Origin of the sequence: Streptomyces sp. NPDC050625, assembly GCF_040654755.1 — a bacterium.
GTDB lineage: Bacteria > Actinomycetota > Actinomycetes > Streptomycetales > Streptomycetaceae > Streptomyces.
In genome coordinates, this window is sequence record NZ_JBFAIQ010000002.1 from 234233 (window position 1) to 255597 (window position 21365).

Annotated in this window: 17 protein-coding genes and 1 pseudogene; 12 read left to right on the forward strand and 6 right to left on the reverse strand. The window is 72.3% G+C overall.

What is annotated here, in order from left to right; translation table 11 throughout:
• Window positions 1-255: 255 nt before the first annotated feature.
• On the reverse strand, window positions 256-1293 hold the full coding sequence (locus AB0I54_RS05315; RefSeq protein WP_363294540.1) for a DUF2637 domain-containing protein: 1038 nt from the start codon (window positions 1291-1293) through the stop codon (window positions 256-258).
• Window positions 1294-1746: 453 nt separating this feature from the next.
• Here AB0I54_RS05315 and AB0I54_RS05320 point away from each other — a divergent pair, with 453 nt between their 5' ends.
• Complete coding sequence (locus AB0I54_RS05320; protein ID WP_363294541.1) at window positions 1747-2547, forward strand: GntR family transcriptional regulator; 801 nt, start codon at window positions 1747-1749, stop codon at window positions 2545-2547.
• 695 nt (window positions 2548-3242) lie between these two features.
• Here the strand turns inward: AB0I54_RS05320 and AB0I54_RS05325 are convergent.
• From AB0I54_RS05325 to AB0I54_RS05335, 3 genes are all read right to left on the reverse strand, one after another.
• The gene (locus AB0I54_RS05325) at window positions 3243-3776 is read right to left on the reverse strand and encodes a DUF2231 domain-containing protein (protein WP_363294542.1); all 534 of its coding nucleotides are present in this window, start codon (window positions 3774-3776) and stop codon (window positions 3243-3245) included.
• 73 nt (window positions 3777-3849) lie between these two features.
• Window positions 3850-4632, reverse strand: a complete 783-nt coding sequence (locus tag AB0I54_RS05330; protein WP_363294543.1) for a hypothetical protein — start codon at window positions 4630-4632, stop codon at window positions 3850-3852.
• A gap of 153 nt (window positions 4633-4785) precedes the next feature.
• Entirely contained in the window at window positions 4786-6474 is a 1689-nt protein-coding gene (locus AB0I54_RS05335) for a PucR family transcriptional regulator ligand-binding domain-containing protein (protein ID WP_363294544.1), read from the reverse strand.
• 300 nt (window positions 6475-6774) lie between these two features.
• Here AB0I54_RS05335 and AB0I54_RS05340 point away from each other — a divergent pair, with 300 nt between their 5' ends.
• The 5 genes from AB0I54_RS05340 (at window position 6775) to AB0I54_RS05360 (ending at window position 13491) form a co-directional block, all read left to right on the forward strand.
• The gene (locus tag AB0I54_RS05340) at window positions 6775-7665 is read left to right on the forward strand and encodes a xanthine dehydrogenase family protein subunit M (RefSeq protein WP_363294545.1); all 891 of its coding nucleotides are present in this window, start codon (window positions 6775-6777) and stop codon (window positions 7663-7665) included.
• Window positions 7665-8237 (forward strand): (2Fe-2S)-binding protein, encoded by a 573-nt coding sequence (locus AB0I54_RS05345; protein WP_363294546.1) that lies wholly within the window; start codon window positions 7665-7667, stop codon window positions 8235-8237. The genes AB0I54_RS05340 and AB0I54_RS05345 overlap by 1 nt, the downstream gene beginning before the upstream one ends.
• Before the next feature lie 2 nt (window positions 8238-8239).
• Complete coding sequence (locus AB0I54_RS05350; protein ID WP_363294548.1) at window positions 8240-10663, forward strand: molybdopterin cofactor-binding domain-containing protein; 2424 nt, start codon at window positions 8240-8242, stop codon at window positions 10661-10663.
• Window positions 10664-10834: 171 nt separating this feature from the next.
• On the forward strand, window positions 10835-12292 hold the full coding sequence (locus AB0I54_RS05355; RefSeq protein WP_363294549.1) for an NCS2 family permease: 1458 nt from the start codon (window positions 10835-10837) through the stop codon (window positions 12290-12292).
• A 47-nt stretch (window positions 12293-12339) separates the two neighbouring features.
• Window positions 12340-13491 carry an XdhC/CoxI family protein gene (locus AB0I54_RS05360; protein ID WP_363294550.1) on the forward strand — a complete coding sequence of 384 codons (1152 nt, stop codon included), beginning with the start codon at window positions 12340-12342 and terminating at the stop codon, window positions 13489-13491.
• A gap of 82 nt (window positions 13492-13573) precedes the next feature.
• Here AB0I54_RS05360 and AB0I54_RS05365 read toward each other — a convergent pair whose 3' ends face one another.
• Complete coding sequence (locus tag AB0I54_RS05365; RefSeq protein ID WP_363294551.1) at window positions 13574-14014, reverse strand: SRPBCC family protein; 441 nt, start codon at window positions 14012-14014, stop codon at window positions 13574-13576.
• A 219-nt stretch (window positions 14015-14233) separates the two neighbouring features.
• On the opposite strand from AB0I54_RS05365, the gene AB0I54_RS05370 reads away from it, so the two are divergent.
• A complete protein-coding gene (locus AB0I54_RS05370; protein WP_363294552.1) occupies window positions 14234-15454 on the forward strand; it encodes a cytochrome P450 in 1221 nt (406 codons plus the stop codon).
• 10 nt (window positions 15455-15464) lie between these two features.
• On the opposite strand, the pseudogene AB0I54_RS05375 reads toward AB0I54_RS05370, so the two are convergent.
• Window positions 15465-15709, reverse strand: a pseudogene (locus AB0I54_RS05375) (polysaccharide deacetylase family protein); the annotation flags it as partial.
• A gap of 112 nt (window positions 15710-15821) precedes the next feature.
• On the opposite strand from AB0I54_RS05375, the gene AB0I54_RS05380 reads away from it, so the two are divergent.
• The 5 genes from AB0I54_RS05380 (at window position 15822) to AB0I54_RS05400 (ending at window position 21338) form a co-directional block, all read left to right on the forward strand.
• Window positions 15822-16463 (forward strand): phosphoribosyltransferase family protein, encoded by a 642-nt coding sequence (locus AB0I54_RS05380; protein ID WP_363294553.1) that lies wholly within the window; start codon window positions 15822-15824, stop codon window positions 16461-16463.
• Window positions 16464-16491: 28 nt separating this feature from the next.
• Window positions 16492-16983, forward strand: a complete 492-nt coding sequence (locus AB0I54_RS05385; RefSeq protein ID WP_363294554.1) for a TIGR03668 family PPOX class F420-dependent oxidoreductase — start codon at window positions 16492-16494, stop codon at window positions 16981-16983.
• Between the two features lie 100 nt (window positions 16984-17083).
• Window positions 17084-18790: a serine protease gene (locus AB0I54_RS05390; protein WP_363294555.1), complete on the forward strand. Its 1707-nt coding sequence runs from the start codon at window positions 17084-17086 to the stop codon at window positions 18788-18790.
• Entirely contained in the window at window positions 18787-19020 is a 234-nt protein-coding gene (locus AB0I54_RS05395; RefSeq protein ID WP_363294556.1) for a hypothetical protein, read from the forward strand. Before AB0I54_RS05390 ends, AB0I54_RS05395 begins: the two co-directional genes overlap by 4 nt.
• The gene (locus AB0I54_RS05400) at window positions 19017-21338 is read left to right on the forward strand and encodes a tetratricopeptide repeat protein (protein ID WP_363294557.1); all 2322 of its coding nucleotides are present in this window, start codon (window positions 19017-19019) and stop codon (window positions 21336-21338) included. Before AB0I54_RS05395 ends, AB0I54_RS05400 begins: the two co-directional genes overlap by 4 nt.
• Window positions 21339-21365 lie beyond the last annotated feature (27 nt).

Here is a 21365-nt window from a genome sequence, read left to right on the forward strand (position 1 = left end):
GTCACACCCCCGTCCCGAGTGGTGTCCGGCCCCGGCCGGAGTAGGGCCTGTCCGGCGGATCATGCCGGAGTCGCGGGGCATGGCACGCCCTCCCCCAAGCTCTTCGAGCAGGGGGGGACCCCCAGGCGTTGTCGTCGGTTGCCGACGCTCCGCGTCGACGCCCTCCTCCGCCTTGCAGCTGGACGCACCATGCCCCGCTCACCTGCGCTGATGAGGCACCGTTGCCTGGAGCCGGCCTGATCCGCCGGACAGGCACTAGCCGAACTGCTGCTCAAGGTCCTTGAGCTTGCGCTCCAGGGAGTCGAGCCGCGGCAGCGCCATGGTGTCGTCCTCCGCGGTCAGGTCGACCGCGATCGGGTCAGACCCTTTGCGGACCGGCTGAAGGGAGGGCCGAGAGCGTACGGGCAGCGCTTCCGGCGCGGATATGGCAGGCTCCGCGGTGACCTGGGAGGAGCCGCGTTCCACCTCGTGCACCTCCATCTGCCGGCCGGCGTGGCGGCCGACGAAACCGCGGTGCCCGCGGCTGATCGCCTTGAGCTGGGCACGCTCGACCCGCTGCTGCTCGCGGCGGCGCAGCCGCGTCTGCTCCTTCTGACGCTGGTCCTCGCGCACCTCCTCGACCGCCTCGTCCAGGCTGCGCACGCCCTCCAGGAGCATCAGCGACCAGGCCTTGTAGGTCTCGCGGGGGGCCCGCAGCCAGCGGACGATACGGATCTGCGGCAGCGGACGGGGCACCAGGCCCTGCTCACGCAGCGCGGCCCGGCGGGTCTGCTTCAGCGCGCGGTCGAAGAGCACGGCGGCCGACAGTGACATGCCGGAGAAGAACTGGGGGGCGCCGTCGTGGCCGATGCCCCGGGGTGCGTGCACCCAGTTGAACCAGGCCGCGGCGCCCGCGAACGTCCATACGAGGATCCGGGAGCCGAGGGCCGCGTCACCGTGGCTGGCCTCGCGCACCGCGAGGACGGAGCAGAACATGGCCGCGCCGTCGAGGCCGAACGGCACCAGGTACTCCCAGCCGTCGGTGAGGCCGAGGTTCTGCTGGCCGAAGCCGACCAGGCCGTGGAAGGAGAGTGCAGCGGCAACCGCCGCACAGCAGAACAGAAGGACATAGGAGGCGGTGCCGTATATGGCCTCCTTGCGCCGACGGCGCTCCTCGCTGCGCTCCCACGAGTCGTCCGCGTTCGCGTCCTTCCCCGAGGAGCGCTTACCGCGCGCAAGCACCGCAACCGCCGCCAGCATGCCCAGGAGCAGTACGCCGCCCGGAAGCAGCCAGTTCAGCGATATGTCTCTCATCTGGGGTCCCTTGCATTGGGATAGGGCGTATCGCCCGCCATAGTGGCCCAATCCCAACGTCCCTCAGGGGGTTTCGGGGCAAGAGGCCGCCAACGAAGTGCAAGGGGATGCCCAGGGCGGCGTTCTGCTCGAACTGCCGCTTGAGGGGCGGGAGTTGAGTTCGAATAAGACTACCCGTACGGGTGGGGCCACGGAAAGTTCCTGGGAAAAGTGAGGAAGTTGTGAACTGCCTGTCTCCGTGGGGGTGTCCCGGTTGCCGCTGATCCTAGTGGACGCCGAGCCGTGCCGTGACCACCGGTCAGAGATCGAGACGGATGAAGAAGCAAGCCAAGCCTTACCTTACTCACTTCGTTCGGAATTTGAACTGACGCGTTGTGCGCCTAAGGTGCTTGACGGGTGAGTAACAACCCGCCGTTAATAGCCCAAGTGCCGACAACCCGGAGGAGGACCCCCGTGAAGCAGGGCGCACACGGCTCCGCCGTAACGGGGATTCCTGATCGTCCGGCGGACGCGGCGCGGGTGCCCGCGCAGCCGCGCGCCGCGGACGTGGCACGCGAGCGCGACACCTCGACGCCGGGGGCCCGCGGCGAGCACACGCACAGTGAGCGGCCGATTCCGCAGCCGCGCGTGGTCGTGCAGCGCTCGTCCGTGCGCGGCCAGATCCTCGACGCGCTGCGCTCCGCGCTCGTGACGGGGGAGCTGAAGCCGGGCGAGGTGTACTCGGCGCCCGCGCTCGGTGACCGGTTCGGGGTCTCCGCGACGCCCGTGCGGGAAGCCATGCAGCAGCTCGCGCTGGAGGGCGCGGTCGAGGTCGTGCCGAACCGTGGGTTCCGGGTCGTCGAGCGGGGCACCCGGGAGCTGGCCGAGCTGGTCGAGATCCGCGCGCTGATCGAGGTGCCGGTGATGCTGCGGCTCGCCCGTACGGTGCCCGCCGCACGCTGGGCCGAGCTACGGCCCCTCGCCGAGGACACCACGCGCGCCGCGACCTCCGGCTGCCGCGCCACGTACGCCGAGTCCGACCGCACCTTCCACAGCGCGCTCCTGGCCCTCTCCGGCAACGAACAGCTCGTCCGGATCGCCGAGGACCTGCACCGCCGCTCCCAGTGGCCCCTGGTCGGTGGCCCCCCGCGCCCGGGCCACGCCGACCTGATCGCCGACGCGGCGGAACACACGGCACTGCTGGAGGCCCTGATCGCCCGGGACCTGGACGTAGTACGCGCCCTGGTGGGCGAACACTTCGCAGGCGCGACCTGAACGCCCCGCGGCACTGCGCTACGCGGACGTCTGCGGTCCCGACGCGGCTGTACCGGGGCCCCGGAGGGCGTCAGGGACCTTGCCTTCGGCCCTGTAGCGCTTGTGGTCTTCGAGGGGCCGTCGTGCCGGAGTCGCCGATGCGGGGGCTGGCGTACCGGCGCGCGGTGCCGGCCGATCCGGCCTGGCCCGTTCTTCGGCGCGGCCGGAGGAGTCTGCTGGGGTCCGCGCGGCCCCGGCGGGCGGTGCGCGGGGCGGGGGCCTGTGGAGGGGGCCTGTAGAGGGGGCCCGGAGGGGGTCAGAAACCTCGCCTTCGGTCCCGTGGTGCTTGTGGTCTTCGAGGGGCCGTCCTGGCCGGTCGGCCTCCGCTTGGCCTGAGCGCCACACTGCGCCGCCTGGACACCTGCGGGCCTGACGCGGCTGTACCGGGGGCCCGGAGGGGGTCAGGGACCTTGCCTTCGGCCCTGTAGCGCTTGTGGTCTTCGAGGGGCCGTCGTGCCGGAGTCGCCGATGCGGCCTGGCCTGCGTTTGGCGCGGGCTGAGCGGTGTGCTCAGGGGCCTTGCCTTTGGATCTGCGGCGGGCTTTGTGTCGGGGCTGGTGATGTGGGGCAGGGCGTACCGGTGCGGGGTGTCGGGCCGTCCGGTCCGCGGGGTGGGTGCGCTGTCGGAGCCCGCGCGGCGCGCGGGCCCCGAAGGGGTCAGGAGCCGTCGTCCTCGGATCCCGTGTTGCTTGCCGTCTTCGAGAAGCCGTCGTGCCAGGCGGCCTTCGCGCCGGAGTCGCCGATGCGGTACACGTCCAGGACCGCGCCCGAGGCCACGGCCAGGGACAGTACGGCGAACGTGATCCGCAGGGGGAGGGCGTAGCGGCGTGCCGTCGTGGGGGATCCGGGCTGCGCGGCGTCCGGCGTGGACTGGCGGCGGCCCGCCCACCAGACCGCCGCCGCCAGGACGAACAGACCCGCGGCCCAGGGCAGCAGCCCGTCGCCCAGCTCGGCGTGCCGGCGGACCAGGGCGTTGCCGTCGACGTGCCCCTCCAGCCACTCTCCGGCCTGAGTGGTCAGCGGCACGCTCACCAGCGCGACGAAGGCGAGCAGGGGCAGCAGCGGGCCCAGTCGCCGCGCGGCCTTCGGCCACACGGCGCAGACCACCAGGGCCAGCGCGGTCAGCGGAACGAGCACGACGACGAAATGGACGAGCAGGACATGTGCGGGCAGGCCATTGACGAGGCTCATCGGGGTACTCCTGTGAGGGGGTCGGGCGCGCCAGCCTGGCACAGGAACCTCTCAGTTCCCTCTGGGTCCGCGCTCAGGCCGTGGCCGCCCCCGGAGCCGGCGGGGCCAGCTGGCGGGCCAGCCAGGTCGGTACGCCGCCGAGCAGGCGGAACAGCCGGCGGGCCTCCTCCCGCAGCCGGGACGCCTCCGGCTCCGACTCCGCGTCGGCCAGCGAGGCCAGGGCCGGTGCCGTACCCACCAGATAGCCCAACTCCTCCCGGATGCGCAGGGATTCGGCGAAGCCGTGCCTCGCCTCCGCCAACTCGCCCTCGCGCAGTGCCAGTCCGGCGAGGTGGCGCCAGGTGAAGGACAGCAGCAGCGGGTCGGAGTGCGCGGCGGCGGCCGCGTGGGCGCGCCGGTACGCGGCCAGCGCCGCCTGCGGGGAACGGGCCAGGTTCTCGGCGAGCAGACCGCGCCGGAAGTCCAGCAGGGCCCGGCCCGGCACCCCCGGAGGCAGCAGCGCTGCCGCCCGCCCCAGCGCCGCCCGCGCCTCGTCGGCCCGGTCCCGCACCCCGTGGATCGTGGCCGCGTACGCAAGTTGCCCGCGTTCACAAGCAGCCGCGCCCCGCTCCTCGTCGCTGCGGGCCTGCGCCTCGGCCGTACGCAGCGCGTCCTCGGCCTCCGCCCAGCCCCGCTCGGTGTAGAGACATCGCTCGACCAGCAGCCCGGCCCGTTGCAGCGTGGCCGCCGCGCCGTCCGGCGGGAGCAGCGCGGCCGCGTCGGCCCAGCAGGCCCGCGAGCGCAGCCGCCATACCGCGGTCTGGAGAGGATCGTCGCCAGCGGTCGTTCCGTTACCAGACATGGCGGTATGCGCCACGTTGCCCTCCCCGAGCGCGCCATCGAGCTGTTGAGTGGTGGCCGCATTCCAGCACCAATCGACTGGCCTGGCCAAGAGGGTGGGTGAATAATTTCACAAAGTCGTGGGATCACGCCACCAGTTGGCGCATCGCCGTCGCCCGCCCGGGCGACCTCAGCTCATCCGCAACGCCAGGAAGAAATCGAGCTTGTCCTCCAGCCGGGACAGGTCCCGTCCCGTCAACTGCTCGATCCTCCCCATGCGATAGCGCAGCGTGTTGACGTGCAGGTGAAGGCGGGTGGCGCAGCGGGTCCAGGAGCCGTCGCAGTCCAGGAACGCCTCCAGCGTCGGGATCAGCTCGGCGCGGTGGCGGCGGTCGTAGTCGCGCAGCGGATCCAGGAGGCGGGCGGTGAAGGCCCGGCGGACGTCGTCCGGCACGAACGGCAGCAGCAGCACGTGCGAGGCCAGCTCCTGGTGGCCCGCCGCGCACACGTGTCCGGGGCGCGCCGCGGCCACCCGCCGCGCATGCCGTGCCTCCTCCAGCGCGCCCCGCAGCCCCTCCGCCGAGTGCACGGCCGCGCTGACGCCCAGCGTGACCCGCCCGTCCTCGCCCAGGCCCGCTGACAGCGGGTCCCGTACGGTCTCCAGGAGTTCGTCGGCGAGGATCCCGGTCTCCGAGCCGTCGTGCTCGGACGAGACGGCCGGCAGCGGGACCAGCGCGACGGCCTCATCACCGGTGTGGGCGACGGCGATCCGGTCGGAGGGCTCGGGTCCGGTGGCGAGGGGGTCGACCAGGATCTCCTCCAGCAGCGACTGGGCGACCGGGCCCCCTTCGACCTCGGCCTCGTCCCACTCGACCCGCGCCACGACCACCTGCCAGTGCGGGGCCGTGCCGAGGCCGGGCAGCAGCACCGGCGCGGCCACCCGCAGACGCGCGGCGATCTCGGCGGGCGCGGCGCCCGTCTGCACCAGTTCGAGGACCTCCTGCGCGAGCCGCCGCCGCACCGTGCGCGACGCGTCCCGCCGGTCCCGCTCGACCGCGATCAGCTGGGTGACGCCCTGGAGCAGGTCCAGGCGCTCCTCGGGCCACTCCCCGGCATCCGCCTCCACGGCGAGCAGCCAGTCCGACAGCACCGTCTCGCGCACGTCCCGGGCCCCCTGCGGGGAGCGGCCGCTGCTGCGGATCGGGAACAGCGAGTACGTCGACACGGGCGCGGGCGCCGAGCCCAGCAGCACCCGGTGCGGTCCGCGACGGCCGGTGCGCACGGCGGACAGATGCTCGGCGGCGAGCCTGGCGCAGGTCTCCGGGGGCAGGGCCGGGCCCGCGACCTTCGAGCCCGCGATCAGCCGCCCGGTGGGGGAGAGCACCCAGGCCCGCAGGTCCAGGTCGGAGCCGAGGAGGTCCAGGACCACGTCCGGGCCGCCGCCCGCCGGGCCCGAGGTCATCATCCGGCGGTGCCGGTCGACCACGGCCGCCAGATCACCGGCCCGCTCGCCCGAGACCTGCCGGACCACATGCTCGGTAATCGTTGCGAACGCAACCGACTCATGCACGGCGAACAACGGCATCCGGTGCCGCGCGCAGGCCAGCACCAGGTCGTCCGGCACATCCCCGAGCTCGGCCTCACCGGCGGCCAGCGCGGCCACCCCCGCCTGCACCAGGATCCGTACGAACGGCTCGGAGTCCTCCGCGTCCCGGCGCCAGGCCAGCCCCGTCAGCACCAGCTCCCCGCCCGAGAGATACCGGCTGGGGTCGCGCAGATCGGTGGTCATCACCCCACGCACGGCGCGGTCGAGCTCGTCCTCGCCGCCGAGCAGCCGCAGGCCCAGCGCATCGGTGTCCAGCAGTGCGCGCAGCCGCATTCTCGTCGCCGCCGTTCTTTGTCTCGAAAACTACGATGAATCTTGAAGGGTTCAGTGGGGCGGGGGCCCGGTGGTGTTTCCAGAGGAAAACGAAGAGGTTTCTGATGGCCTCCATTCATACGAATCTACAAGATGCCCGTGCTGGCCAGCCAACTCCTTCATGGTTTCCGTGACTGACCCCCCGGACCACAGCGCTGTGTACTGAGCCCACTCAGCGTGAACAGCACATGAACGAGCCGGGCCCGCCGCACACGATCTGGCTCATTCCGTACGACCCCGAGACGAAGAAGAGAGCCGGTCATGGACTTCCTTCGCCCCGCCAGCTGGGAGGAGGCGCTCGCCGCGAAGGCCGAGCACCCCTCCGCTGTGCCGATTGCGGGTGGCACCGATGTGATGGTCGAGATCAATTTCGACCACAGGCGGCCCGAGTACCTCCTCGACCTCAACCGCATCGGCGACCTCTACGAGTGGGAGGTGGGCGAGGCGAGCGTGCGGCTGGGCGCCTCCGTGCCGTACACCCGGATCATGGAGAACCTGCGCGCCGAACTGCCGGGCCTGGCCCTCGCCTCGCACACGGTCGCCTCCCCGCAGATCCGCAACCGCGGCGGCGTCGGCGGCAACCTCGGCACCGCCTCCCCGGCCGGCGACGCCCACCCTGCCCTGCTGGCGGCGGGCGCCGAGGTCGAGGCCGAGTCGGTGCGCGGCACGCGGCTGATCCCGATCGACGACTTCTACACCGGCGTGAAGCGCAACGCGCTCGCCCCCGACGAGCTGATCCGCGCCGTCCACATCAAGAAGGCGGACGGCCCGCAGCAGTACTCCAAGGTCGGCACCCGCAACGCCATGGTCATCGCCGTGTGCGCCTTCGGTCTCGCCCTGCACCCCGAGACCCGCACGGTCCGCACCGGCATCGGTTCGGCCGCGCCCACCCCGGTCCGGGCGAAGACCGCCGAGGACTTCCTGAACGCGGCACTCGAAGAGGGCGGCTTCTGGGACAACGGAAAGATCATCACCCCGTCGGTCGCCAAGCAGTTCGCGGACCTGTGCTCCGCCGCCTGCAACCCGATCGACGACGTCCGGGGCACCGCGAGCTACCGCCGCCACGCGGTCGGCGTCATGGCCCGCAGGACGCTCACCTGGACCTGGGAGTCGTACCGCGGCGCCCGCCGCATCACGGAGGGAGCCGCGTAATGCGCGTCAACTTCACTGTCAACGGACGCCCGCAGGAAGCCGACGACGTCTGGGAGGGCGAGTCCCTGCTCTACGTCCTGCGCGAGCGCCTCGGGCTCCCCGGCTCCAAGAACGCCTGCGAGCAGGGTGAGTGCGGCTCCTGCACGGTCCGCCTGGACGGCGTGCCGGTGTGTTCCTGCCTCGTCGCCGCCGGCCAAGTCGAGGGCCGCGAGGTCGTCACCGTCGAGGGGCTCGCGGACTACGCCAAGCAGCGCTCCTGCGGGACGGGCGCCTGCGGTACGTCGCTGCAGGACGCCCAGCTGTGGGAAGCCGAGCCCTCCGACTCCCAGACCGGCGAGGGCACCGAACTCTCCCCGATCCAGCAGGCGTTCATCGACGCCGGAGCCGTCCAGTGCGGCTTCTGCACCCCGGGTCTGCTCGTCGCCGCCGACGAGATGCTGGAGAACAACCCCAACCCGACCGACGCGGACATCCGCGAGGCCCTGTCGGGCAACCTGTGCCGCTGCACGGGCTACGAGAAGATCATGGACGCGGTCCGCCTGGCGGCCGCCCGGCAGGGAGAGGCTGTCTGAGCATGCCTTCCCCCAAGCTCTCAACTGCGTTCGAGCAGGGTGGTGCCCCCATCGGCACTCCCACCAAAATCACCCAGGGCTCCCACACCAAGGGCGGCATCGGCGAGTCCACGCTCCGCCCGGACGGCACCCTCAAGGTCACCGGCGAGTTCGCGTACTCGTCCGACATGTGGCACGAGGACATGCTCTGGGGCCAGATCCTGCGCTCCACGGTCGCCCACGCCGAGATCGTCTCGATCGACACGGGCGAGGCCCTCGCGACCCCCGGCGTCTACGCCGTCATGACGTACGACGACCTGCCGACCGACGTGAAGAACTACGGCCTGGAGATCCAGGACACCCCCGTCCTGGCCCACGGCAAGGTACGCCACCACGGCGAGCCGGTCGCGATCGTCGCCGCCGACCATCCCGAGACCGCGCGCCGCGCCGCCGCCAAGATCAAGGTGGAGTACCGCGACCTGCCGGTCATCACCGACGAGGCCTCGGCGACCGCGCCGGACGCGATCCTCGTCCACGAGGGCCGCGACGACCACCACGCCGGGCACGTCCCGCATCCGAACATCGTCCACCGCCAGCCGATCGTCCGCGGCGACGTGACGGCGGCCCGCGAGCGGGCGGACGTGATCGTCGAGGGCGAGTACACCTTCGGCATGCAGGACCAGGCCTTCCTCGGCCCCGAGTCGGGGCTCGCCGTGCCGGAGGAGGACGGCGGCGTCCACCTCTACATCGCCACCCAGTGGCTGCACTCCGACCTGCGCCAGATCGCGCCCGTGCTCGGCCTGCCCGAGGACAAGGTGCGTATGACGCTGGCGGGCGTCGGCGGCGCGTTCGGCGGCCGCGAGGACCTGTCGATGCAGATCCACGCCTGCCTGCTGGCCCTGCGCACCGGCAAGCCGGTCAAGATCGTCTACAACCGGTTCGAGTCCTTCTTCGGACACGTCCACCGCCACCCGGCCAAGCTGTACTACGAGCACGGGGCCACGCGGGACGGCAAGCTGACGCATGTGAAGTGCCGCATCGTCCTGGACGGCGGCGCGTACGCCTCCGCCTCCCCGGCCGTCGTCGGCAACGCCGCCTCCCTCGGCATCGGGCCGTACGTCGTCGACGACGTCGAGATCGAGGCGATCGCCCTCTACACCAACAACCCGCCGTGCGGCGCCATGCGCGGCTTCGGCGCGGTCCAGGCGTGCTTCGCCTACGAGGCGCAGATGGACAAGCTTGCGAAGAAGCTCGGCATGGACCCGGTGGAGCTGCGGCAGCTGAACGCGATGGAGCAGGGGACCATCATGCCGACGGGCCAGCCCGTCGACTCCCCGGCCCCGGTCGCCGAACTCCTGCGCCGCGTCAAGGCGATGCCGCTGCCGCCGGAGCGCCAGTGGGAGAGCAGCGAGGGCGCCGACGTACGGCAGCTGCCCGGCGGACTGTCCAACACCACGCACGGCGAAGGCGTCGTACGCGGCATCGGCTACGCGGTCGGCATCAAGAACGTCGGCTTCTCCGAGGGGTTCGACGACTACTCCACCGCCAAGGTCCGCATGGAGGTCATCGCGGGCGAGCCCGTGGCCACCGTGCACACGGCCATGGCGGAGGTCGGCCAGGGCGGTGTCACCGTCCACGCGCAGATCGCCCGAACCGAGCTGGGCGTCGCCCGGGTGACCATCCACCCGGCCGACACCCAGGTGGGTTCGGCGGGTTCGACCTCGGCCTCCCGGCAGACGTACGTCACCGGCGGCGCCGTGAAGAACTCCTGCGAGCTGGTGCGCGAGCGGGTGCTGGAGATCGGGCGCCGCAAGTTCGGTACGTACCACCCCGCTTGGGCGACGGCGGAGCTGCTGCTCGAAGGCGGCAAGGTCGTCACCGACGCCGGCGAGGTCCTCGCCGACCTGGTGGACGTGCTGGAAGACGAGGCCGTCGAGATCGAGGCCGAGTGGCGGCACCGCGCGACCGAGCCCTTCGACCTGCGCACCGGCCAGGGCAACGGCCATGTCCAGTACAGCTTCGCCGCGCACCGGGCCGTCGTCGAGGTCGACACCGAACTGGGCCTGGTCAAGGTGATCGAGCTGGCCTGCGCCCAGGACGTCGGCAAGGCGCTCAACCCGCTCTCCGTCATCGGCCAGATCCAGGGCGGCACCACCCAGGGCCTGGGCGTGGCGGTGATGGAGGAGATCATCGTCGACCCGAAGACGGCGAAGGTCAGGAACCCCTCCTTCACGGACTACCTCATCCCCACGATTCTCGACACGCCGACCATCCCCGTCGATGTGCTCGAACTCGCCGACGACCACGCCCCGTACGGGCTCCGTGGCATCGGCGAGGCCCCCACCCTGTCCTCGACTCCCGCCGTCCTCGCGGCCATCCGCAACGCGACGGGCCTGGAGCTGAACAGGACGCCGGTCCGGCCGGAACACCTCACCGGAACGGCATGACAGACCCTCCGGGCGGTGCACGGAACGTCACGCACTCCGCGCCGCCCGGAGTATTCAGATCGTTCGTCTCGGGCCGTCCCCCGGGTCGTGCGGCCGAAGCACCATCCCAAATCCCGCAGCCGCCCAGGCGGTTGCCGCGGGTGCCCCTATGAACCTTGGGAGTAGGCCCACATGACCCAGCAGTCTCTGGAGCCGACGACCACCGCCGAGGACGCGGGTGCGGGAACCCGCAACCCGGCCGGCAGGTCGTGGCTCGACCGGTACTTCCACATATCCGCGAGAGGATCATCCGTCGCACGCGAAGTGCGCGGCGGCGTCACCACCTTCATGGCGATGGCGTACATCCTCCTGCTCAACCCCCTGATCCTGTCCGGCAAGGACGCGGCGGGGGACACGCTCGGCCAGAAGGCCCTCATCACCGCGACCGCGTTCGCGGCGGCCTTCACCACACTGCTGATGGGATTCGCCGGCAAGGTGCCGCTCGCCCTCGCCGCCGGCCTCTCCGTCTCCGGTGTCCTTTCCTCACAGGTCGCCCCGCAGATGACCTGGCCGCAGGCCATGGGCATGTGCGTGATGTACGGCGTGGTCATCATGCTGCTCGTCGTCACCGGCCTGCGCGAGATGATCATGAACGCGATTCCGCTCGCGCTCAAGCACGGCATCACCATGGGCATCGGTCTGTTCATCGCCCTCATCGGCTTCTACAAGTCCGGCTTCGTGCACCAGGGCAAGGCGACCCCCGTCACCCTCGGCCCCGCCGGTGAACTGGCCGGCTGGCCCGTCCTCCTCTTCGCGGGCACCCTGCTCCTGATCTTCATGCTCCAGGCCCGGGGCATCCCCGGCGCCATCCTCATCGGCATCGTCGGCGGCACGATCGTCGCCGCGATCCTCAACGCGGCCGGAGTCATCGACCCCGAGCAGTGGGCCGCCGGTGCCCCCGAACTGCACGGCAGCGCGGTCTCGATGCCGGACTTCTCGCTCTTCGGGCACGTCGAGTTCGGCGGCTGGGGCAAGGTCGGCGCGATGACCGTGGGGATGATCGTCTTCACGCTCGTGCTCGCCGGTTTCTTCGACGCGATGGCCACCATCATCGGCGTCGGCACCGAGGCCGGACTGGCCGACGACAAGGGCCGGATGCCGGGCCTGTCCAAGGCGCTGTTCATCGACGGCGCGGGCGGTGCGATCGGCGGTGTCGCGGGCGGCTCCGGCCAGACCGTGTTCATCGAGTCGGCCACCGGCGTGGGCGAGGGCGCCCGCACGGGCCTCGCCTCGGTCGTCACCGGACTGTTCTTCGCGGCCTGCCTCTTCTTCACCCCGCTCACCGCGATCGTCCCGCAGGAGGTCGCCTCCGCCGCCCTGGTCGTCATCGGCGCGATGATGCTGATGAACGCGCGGCATGTGGACTGGGGCGACCGGGCCATCGCGATCCCGGTGTTCCTGACGGTCGTCGTGATGCCGTTCACATACTCCATCACCGCGGGCGTGGCCGCCGGCGTCATCTCCTACGTCGCCATCAAGACCGCTCAGGGCAAGGCCCGGGAGATCGGGGCGTTCATGTGGGGCCTGACAGGGATCTTCCTGGTCTATTTCGCCCTCAATCCCATTGAGAGCTGGCTCGGCGTGCACTAGCCGCTCCCGAAAGACCCTCCACACAACCGTCGTCAGGAGACCGAGAGATGCTGGACATCGCCGAGGAGCTCGACCGGTGGGCCGAGCGGGGACGCGACTTCGCCGTGGCCACCGTGGTGGCGGTCGGCGGCAGCGCCCCGCGCCAGCCGGGTGCCGCCCTCGCGGTGGACACCGACGGCACGGCGATCGGCTCGGTCTCCGGCGGCTGTGTGGAGGGAGCCGTCTACGAACTGTGCCAACAGGCGCTGCGGGACGGCGAAACCGTCCTGGAGCGCTTCGGCTACAGCGACGAGGACGCCTTCGCCGTCGGCCTCACCTGCGGCGGCATCATCGACATCCTCGTCACACCGCTACGGGCGGCCGACCCCGCCCGTCCGGTGGTCGCGGCCGCGCTGGCCGCCGCCGCGCGCGGGGAGGCCGCGGCGGTCGCGCGGATCGTGTCGGGCCCGGCGGAGCTGCGGGGCCGGGCCCTGCTCGTCCGCCCCGACGGCTCGTACGAGGGCGGCTTCGGCGCCCATCCCGAACTGGACCGCACCGTCGCCGCCGAGGCCGGCGCCTTCCTGGACGCGGGCCGCACCGGCACCCTGGAGATCGGCGAGCAGGGCTCCCGCTGCGGCGCCCCGCTCACCGTGCTGGTCGAGTCGTCGGTCCCGCCGCCCCGGATGATCGTCTTCGGCGCGATCGACTTCGCCTCGGCGCTGGTCCGCATCGGCAAGTTCCTGGGCTACCACGTGACGGTGTGCGATGCCCGGCCGGTGTTCGCCACCCGGACCCGTTTCCCCGACGCCGACGAGATCGTCGTCGAGTGGCCGCACACGTACCTGGAGCGCACGGACGTCGACGGCCGTACCGTCCTGTGCGTGCTCACCCACGACGCCAAGTTCGACGTTCCGCTGCTGCGGCTCGCCCTGCGGCTGCCCGTGGCCTACGTCGGCGCGATGGGCTCCCGCCGCACCCACCTGGACCGCAATGAGCGCCTGCGCGAAGTCGGCGTCACCGAACTGGAGTTGGCACGACTCAGGTCCCCCATCGGCCTCGACCTGGGAGCCCGCACCCCCGAGGAGACGGCCCTGTCGATCGCCTCGGAAATCGTCGCAGGCCGCCGCGGCGGCACCGGCGCGTCCCTCACGGGCGCGCACACACCGATCCACCACGACACGACGTCCGTACCGGCGGGCCGGATCGGATCGGTGGCCTGAGGGGCCGTGGCCGAGACCGGCGAGCACGGCCACGTGGCCGTTCCGGCCGACCCGTTGGGTGGGTCCCTCGCCGGCAGGCCGTTCACGCCTTCCTGAGCAGCCTGTTCAGCGCCCTGCCGAACATGGCCCGGGCCGTGCGGTCCAGGAGGGGGTCGAAGAGGTGCGGGAGGCCGCGGAGGCGTAGTTCCTCCCGCCACACCACGCGGGTACGGCCGCCCGGTCCCGGATGTACCTCCAACTCGGCCCAGCCGAGCACCACCCGTCCGTGCTTGACCAGTCGGCACAGGCCCGGCTCGCCGTCGTGCGGCGGGTGCCAGGCGGTGACCTCCATCGGGTCGGCCAAGGAGAGCGGACCGATTCCGGTACGGGCCACGAAGCGCGTGCCCTCCCGGGTCGGCGGATCGGTGACCACGGTGATCCGCGTCAGCGGGACCACATCGGCGTGCCGGGGCCACTCCGTGAGCCGGCGCCACGCCTCGTCGATCGGCAGCGGTGCCGTGCGTTCGAGCTGGAAGGTGACCACGCAACGATCTTAGGGAAGCGGTTGTCCGAAAGGGGACCCGAGTCACCTCGGGCAGTTGCGCCAACGAGGGCTTCGTAAGCGGGCGTACGCTGGTCGGAGCGGCGGGACACCGCATTGCTCGGGCGAGGCCACCGGCCGGCCGCCGTACGTCCCCTGTCGCGCCGTACAGCCGTGCGGCACCATGAGGCGCGTCCCCGTACCAGCGTTCGGGAGGGCGTCGTGGACCGCGAACAGCACCGCAGGCTCGACGAGTTGATGCGCGACCCCTATCCGTACTACGCGAGGGCCCGGACGGCCGAGGGACTCACCCGTGTCGCCGAGCTCGACGCGTGGCTGGTGGCCAGGGACGCCGACGTACGCGAAGTGCTGCGTCGTACCGAGGACTTCTCGTCGGCGAACGCGCTCAGGCCGGACGTGCTCCCCTCGCCCGCCGCGCTCGTCGCCCTCGGCGGTGGGTTCGGCGGGCGGCCGGTGGTGGTCACCTCGGACGGCGAGCGCCACCAGCGGTTACGGGCACCGCTCGTCCGCGCGCTCTCACCGGCCCGGGTCGCCGCGCAGGTGCCGTACGCCGCCGAGCGTGCCGCCGCCCTCGTCGACGACTTCGTCAAGGACGGGCACGTGGAGCTGATGTCCGGCTATGCCAGGCGGCTGCCCGGTGAGGTCATCGGGCGGATCGTCGGCCTCGACCCCGCCGACGTACCCGTGGTCGTGCACGGCGGACACCGCGCCGAGGAACTGCTGTTCCGGCCCCTTGAGGAGGCGGAGCAACTGGCCGCCGCCCAGGACGTGGTGGCGATGCAGCACGTCCTCGACCGCTGTGCCCGCGACCGGTACGCGCGGCCGCGCGAGGACCTCTGCACGGAGATCGTCGCCTCGGTGGCCGGCCCCGGTCAGCACGAACTCACCCTGGACCAGCGGCACGAGACCGTCGCCCATCTGCAGAACCTGCTGATCGCCGGGCACCTCACCACGACCGCGCTGATCGGCACCACCGTCCTGCACCTGATGCGGCACCGGTCCCAGTGGGAGCTGCTGTGTGCGCAGCCCGAAGGGATTCCGGCGGCGGTCGAGGAGGCGCTGCGCCACGACGGCCCGCTCCAGGGCTTCCGCCGGATCACCACCCGCCCGGTCACCCTCGCGGGCACCGAACTCCCGGCCGGGGCAGGGGTGTTCGTCGCGTTCGGCGCGGCCAACCGGGACGGCTCGTGCCATTCCCGCCCCGACGACTTCGACATCACCCGCACCCCCGGCCGCCATCTCGCCTTCGGCTTCGGCGCGCACGCCTGCCCCGGCGCACAGCTGGCCCGCGAGCAACTGCGCATCACCCTGGAGGAGTTGACGTGCCGACTGCCCGGACTGCGGCGGGCCGACGGGCACCCCGTCACCATGCGGCCCACGCTGATCCACCGCTCTCCGTGCGAGCTCCATCTGACCTGGTGAGGCGCGCGGCCTACGGCCGGTACACCTTCCCCGGCTCGGCCTTCCCGGGCGCGAGCAGCTGTGGCACGGTGACGAACACGTACCCGCGCTCCTTCAGGGCGTCGATGATGCCGGGTACGGCGGGCACGGTCCCCTGGTAGATGTCGTGCAGAGGGACGCCTGCGCGAGGACCCGCTTGGTGATCAGCGTCGGCCGGTGCCCGGTGAGGCGCTCTATCGCGTCGTCGGGCCGCTCCAGCTCCTCACGTATCTGCTTCTCCGAGGCATGCCGGACTATACATAGCGGGTATAGACGGTGTGCATAGATCTGTGCGGTTGCCCGTATCACCATGGAAGACGAGGACCGACCTCCAGCGAGAGGACGACCCATGCGCTTCCAGGACCGAAAGCAGGCCGGACGCGAACTCGCCGAACGGCTCCGAGACCTGCGGGACGAGGGCGCCCTGCCGGAACCCGTCGTGCTGGCCCTCCCCAGAGGCGGCGTCGCGGTCGCCGCGGAGGTCGCCCGGGTGCTCGAAGCACCGCTCGACGTGCTCCTCGTACGCAAGATCGGCGCCCCGCACCACGCGGAGTTCGGCGTCGGCGCGATCGCCGGCGACGACCCCCCGCTCTACGACGCGGACACCCTGGACGGCCTGGGCCTGACCGAGGAGTCCCTCGCCCCGACGGTCGAGCGGGAGCGGCAGGAACTGCACCGCCGTGAGCGGCGCTACCGCAAGGGGCGCCCGCCGCCGGACCTGCGGGGACACACGGTGATCGTCGTCGACGACGGACTGGCCACCGGCTCGACCGCGCGCGCCGCGCTGCGCCACGTACGGCGCAGGGGCCCCGCACGGGTCGTCCTGGCCGTCCCCGTCGGCGCGCCGGACTCGCTCGCCCTGCTGGGCGAAGAGGCGGACGACGTGGTCTGTCTGCACCAGCCCTACGGCTTCTCGGCCGTCGGCCAGTGGTACGACGACTTCGGACAACTGACGGACGACGACGTGCTCGACGCGCTGGACGGGTACTGACGGCCGCGTCGGCGGCGGAGGTGGGACGGTGCCGGACATGACGGCGGACGAGGCGCGGCGGAGGTTCACCGCGGCCCGGGTGGCGCGGCTGGCGACCGTGGACGCGGACGGGCGCCCCCATCTGGTGCCGGTCGTCTTCGCCGCGCACGGCACCGACGGGATCGTGACCGCCATCGACCACAAGCCGAAGACCACGACCCGGCTGAAGCGGCTGCGCAACATCGCCGGCCATCCGTCCGTGTCTCTGCTGGCGGACCTGTACGACGAGGACTGGGACCGCCTGTGGTGGGTCCGCGCCGACGGCGAGGCCCGCGTCATCGCGCCCGACGCGCCCGGCGCACCGGATATACGCGACGCACCGGATATGAGCGACGCACCCGACCGGGCCGCGTACACCGCCGCCCTCGCGCTGCTCCGCGACAAATACCCCCAGTACCGCGACCACCCGCCGACCGGCCCGGTGATCGCCGTGACCGTCCTGCACTGGACCGGCTGGCGCGCGGCCACGGCCCCTGCGTAGCCGTGCCCAGCACCGCCCGTTGCCCCGGACAACCCCCGTCTGTCAAGTCCCAGCGCATCCCAGTGGTACCGGACGGGTACGGGGAGTAACCTCGGAAGATATGACGCGCACGGGGGAACGAGCCGTCAAGTCGCGGATGGAGACTCCGCGTTGGGTCGCACGGATTCAGCAGGCCGGAGGGCCGGTCGTGGGTGCCGGCGTGCTGCTCGGGCCCGACCGGGTGCTCACCGGAGCCCATGTGGTCAGCCCGGGCGAACGGTACGTCGTCCACTTCGTCGGCGTGCCGGGCGTACCGGCGGTCGCCGCCACGGTCAGCCCTGACGAGTACGTGCCGCAGCAGGAGGACTCCTTCGGCGACCGCACCGGAGACCTGGCCCTGCTGCGGCTGGCCGAACCACGCCCCACCCGGCAGACCACCCGGCTGTGCCGGCTCGCGGCCTCGCGCGAGGGCGTGGGCATGTACGGCTTCCCGGAGGGCGACGACGGGGGCAGATGGCACAGCGCCACCCTGGTCGGCGGGCGCGGCCGGGACAGTCAGGTGCAGCTTCGCCCCGAGACCCCGGGCGAACTGGCGGGACCCGGGTTCAGCGGCGGGGGAGTGGTCGACTACGCGACCGGCGAGCTCATCGGCATCGTGCTCAGCGTCGACGTGGGACAGGGATCCGCGTTCACCAACATGAGCCCCACCGAGACCATCCTGCGCCATCTTCCGCAGGTCGCCGCCTGGACGGTCGGCCCGTCCGCCGTCGACCCGAGGCTGCACCCCAAGGAGAGCACCGGCGAACTGGACGTGCCCTTCGCCACCGAACTGGCCACCTGGTTCCGCGGTGAGGGCTGGCCGGTGCTCGTCACCGTCGTCCCGGTGCGCGGCCGCCGCGCCTGGACCCTGAGACGCGCGGTCACCCTGGCCGACCGCGAACTGCGCACCCGTGACAACACCAGCCGTTTCGCCGACGATCCGCGTGAGACCGTCCCGCCGCCCGGCGGGCACGACCTCGCCCTCGTGGTCAAGGGACTGACGGTCGCTCAGGTCATGGACCGGATAGCGGAGCGGCTCGGCACCCCCAGGGACACCGCCGTCCCGCTGCCCGAGCAGATCGTGGCGATGGGCATCACGCTCGCCGCCGTCCTCGTCGGCGTCGACGAGGCGGCCGAACCCGACCCGCTGCTCGGGATGCTGGAGCGGCTCGCCGAACAGGGAGCGAGACTGCTCCTGGTGTTCCGCGCCCCGAACGACCGCGCCACGCAGGCCGCGGACACGCTCGTACACCGGCCGCTGGCCGAACGCTGGGCCCGGCTGCGCGCGGACCTCGACCGGATCGTGGACCGGCTCGGACCGGCCCTCGACGAGCGCCTCGGCCGGGTACTGCCCGGCGGGGATCCCGACACCGCGCGCCTGATCGACCGGGCCCGGCGCGGCATCCCGCTCACCCGCCTGCTGCGCGGGCAACTGGCCGAGGCCGCCGACCGCGAGACGGAACCTTCGCGGGCCGACGACCTCTTCGTCTACGAGGCCGCGGCCGCGCGCCGGACCCGGCGGCTGGAGCGGGCGGCCGCACTGCTCGACGCCCGCATCGCGCGCCGCGACGAACTGCGTGGCCGGGTCGCCTCGGTGTGGGAGCTGTCCAAGGGCAGGGCCGACCCCGCGCAGGCCGAGCGCAACCTCATGGCGTACGAGCTGTATGACACCGCCTCGGCACTGCTGCGCGAGGCCCCGTGCGACGTCGACGCGGCGGAGCAGGCGGCCGGGCGGTTCGTCGCGTACTGCTCCGGGCACCCGCAGGCGTACGAGGAGGGCACAACGTGACGTCATGCACCCACGCCGGTTGCGCGGGCCGTCTCATGGTCACCGGTTTCTGCGACACGTGCGGGCGCAGGCCGGGGCGGTCGGGCCCCGAGCCGCTCGGCCATGCGCCGGTCCATGCCGTCGCCGGGGTCGGCGGCCTCGACCGGCGCGGACTGGTCCCCGCGCCGTACTGCTCCGGGCATCCGCAGGCGTACTGCACCGACGACTTCGGCAGGGAGGGCGCAGCGTGACGTCATGCACCCACGCGGGTTGCGCGGGCCGTCTCATGGTCACCGGTTTCTGCGACACGTGCGGGCGCAGGCCGGGGCTCATCGGTGAGTTGCCGCCGCAGCCGGTGCCGAGCGATGCCGGTGAGCCGGGGCAGGCGGGCCCCGAGCCGCCCGGCCACGCCCCGGTCCATGCCGTCGCCGGGGTCGGCGACCTCGACCAGCACGGACTCGTCGTCCTGCCCGACGTACCCGTCCCCGCGCACCCCGTCGTCGAGGAGCCCAGACCTCCCACCGGCGGACGCCGCTGCGGCGCCGACGGGTGCACGATGATGATCGGCGTCGGCTACGGCGGACAGCCCGCCCGGTCCTCCGGCCGCTGCCCGCGCTGCGGCACGCCCTACTCCTTCCTGCCCCAGCTCCACCCCGGCCAGATCGTCGCCGGCCACTACCGGATCCTCGGCTGTCTCGCCCGCGGCGGCCTCGGCTGGATCTACCTCGCCGAGGACACCCGCGCCGAAGGGCACCGCGTGGTGCTCAAGGGACTGATCAACGTCCATGACGCGCTCGCCCGCCGCAACGCCGTCGAGGAGCGCCGTTCGCTCACCGCTCTGCACCACCCCGACATCGTCCGCATCATCACCTACGCCGAACACGAGGTGCCCGGCCAGTCGCCCACCGGCTATCTGGTCATGGACTACATCGGCGGCCGCTCCCTGCAGCACCTCTTCGACGACGAGGACGCGGAACGGCTCTTCAAGGGCCGCCCCCGCCTCGACCATGTGCTCACCTACGGCTGCAAGATCCTCGGCGCGCTCCAGTACATGCACGAACGCGGGCTGCTCTACTGCGACATGAAGCCCGCCAACGTCATCCACTTCGGGCGTGGCATCAAGGTCATCGACCTCGGCGCGGTGCGCGCGATCGGCGACCGCACCTCCGCCTATGTGTACACGAGCACCTTCGCCCCGCCGCAGCAGGAGATCGAGAAGCGCGGCTGGCACGTCGACAGCGACCTCTACACCGTCGGCATGACGCTGCAGGCCCTGGCCCGCAGCGCGGAACCGGCCCGCGGCCTCGCCCCCGACTCCTTCCGGCGCCTGATCGACCGGGCGACGCACGCCGAACCCCGTGCCCGGTTCCGCTCGGCGGCCGAGATGTCCCGCCAACTGTGGGAAGTGCTGCGGGAGTTCCGCTCGCTGCGGTTCGGCGAACAGCTCCCCGAGAGCTCCACCCGGTTCCGCCCCACTGACGCCTCCCTCGATGCCGGGCTCGGCGCGATCCCCTCCCTGGCCCACTGGACGGCCCGCCCCGAGGCCCGCCCCGGCGAACTGGACATCAGCCCGCCGCCCGCCCACGAGGTGGCCGCCGCCCTGCCCCAGCCCGTCCCGGACCCCGCCGACGGCGCCGCCCTCCTGCTCGACACCTTCCCGCCGGACGCCCCGGACCGCGTCGCCGAACAGTGGCGCCGCGAGTCACGGCTGGGCACCCCCGAGACCGCGCTGTGGCTGTGCCGCGCCTATCTGAGGAGCGGCAGTCAGAGCGACGCAGAGAGCTGGCTGCACGAGGCCGAGGCCCAACTCGGCGCGCAGGACGCCAAGTACGACTGGCGGATCGCCTGGCACCGCGGCGTCCTGCACCTGAGCAAGGACGAGGTGAGCCACGCCGGCAGCTGCTTCGAGGCGGTGTACCGGGCCCTGCCCGGCGAATACGTCCCCAAGCTCGCCCTCGGCTACTGCGCGGAGCGGCTGCGCGAGTCCCAGGCGCAGGGGGGTACCCAGGCGCAGCGGGACACCCAGGGGCAGCGCGATCCCCGGACCGCCCGGGCCATGAAGTTCCACGAGGCCGTCTGGCAGCGGGACTCCGCCCACGCAGCGGCCGCCTTCGGGCTGGCCCGCGGCCATCTCGCCTCCGGCCGGAGGGACGAGGCGGTACGGGTCCTCGACCACGTCCCCTCGACCTCCCGCCACCACGACGCGGCCCGCATCGCCGCGGTGCGCATCCGCACCGGCACCCTGGACGGCAGGGCGCCGTCCGTGGCCGACCTGCGGGACGCGGTCCGGCGACTGCCCGAGCTGCGCCTGGACGGCGGAGCGGCCGACGGCGAGTCCCGGGCCCGGCTGGTCGCCGAGGTGCGGGACAACGCCCTCGGCCGGCGCCCGCCGCAAGGGTGGGGGCCGGACTTCCCCACCGGGGCCGTGCTCGGGTCCGGTGACGAGGACACGCTGCGCGCACTCCTCGAACAGTCCTTCCGGCACCTGGCCGGCCAGGCCCGCACCGCCGACGAACACGGACGCCTGCTCGACCTGGCCAACGCCGTCCGGCCCATGACCACCTTCTGAACAGACGTAATGACGAGCCGTCGAAGG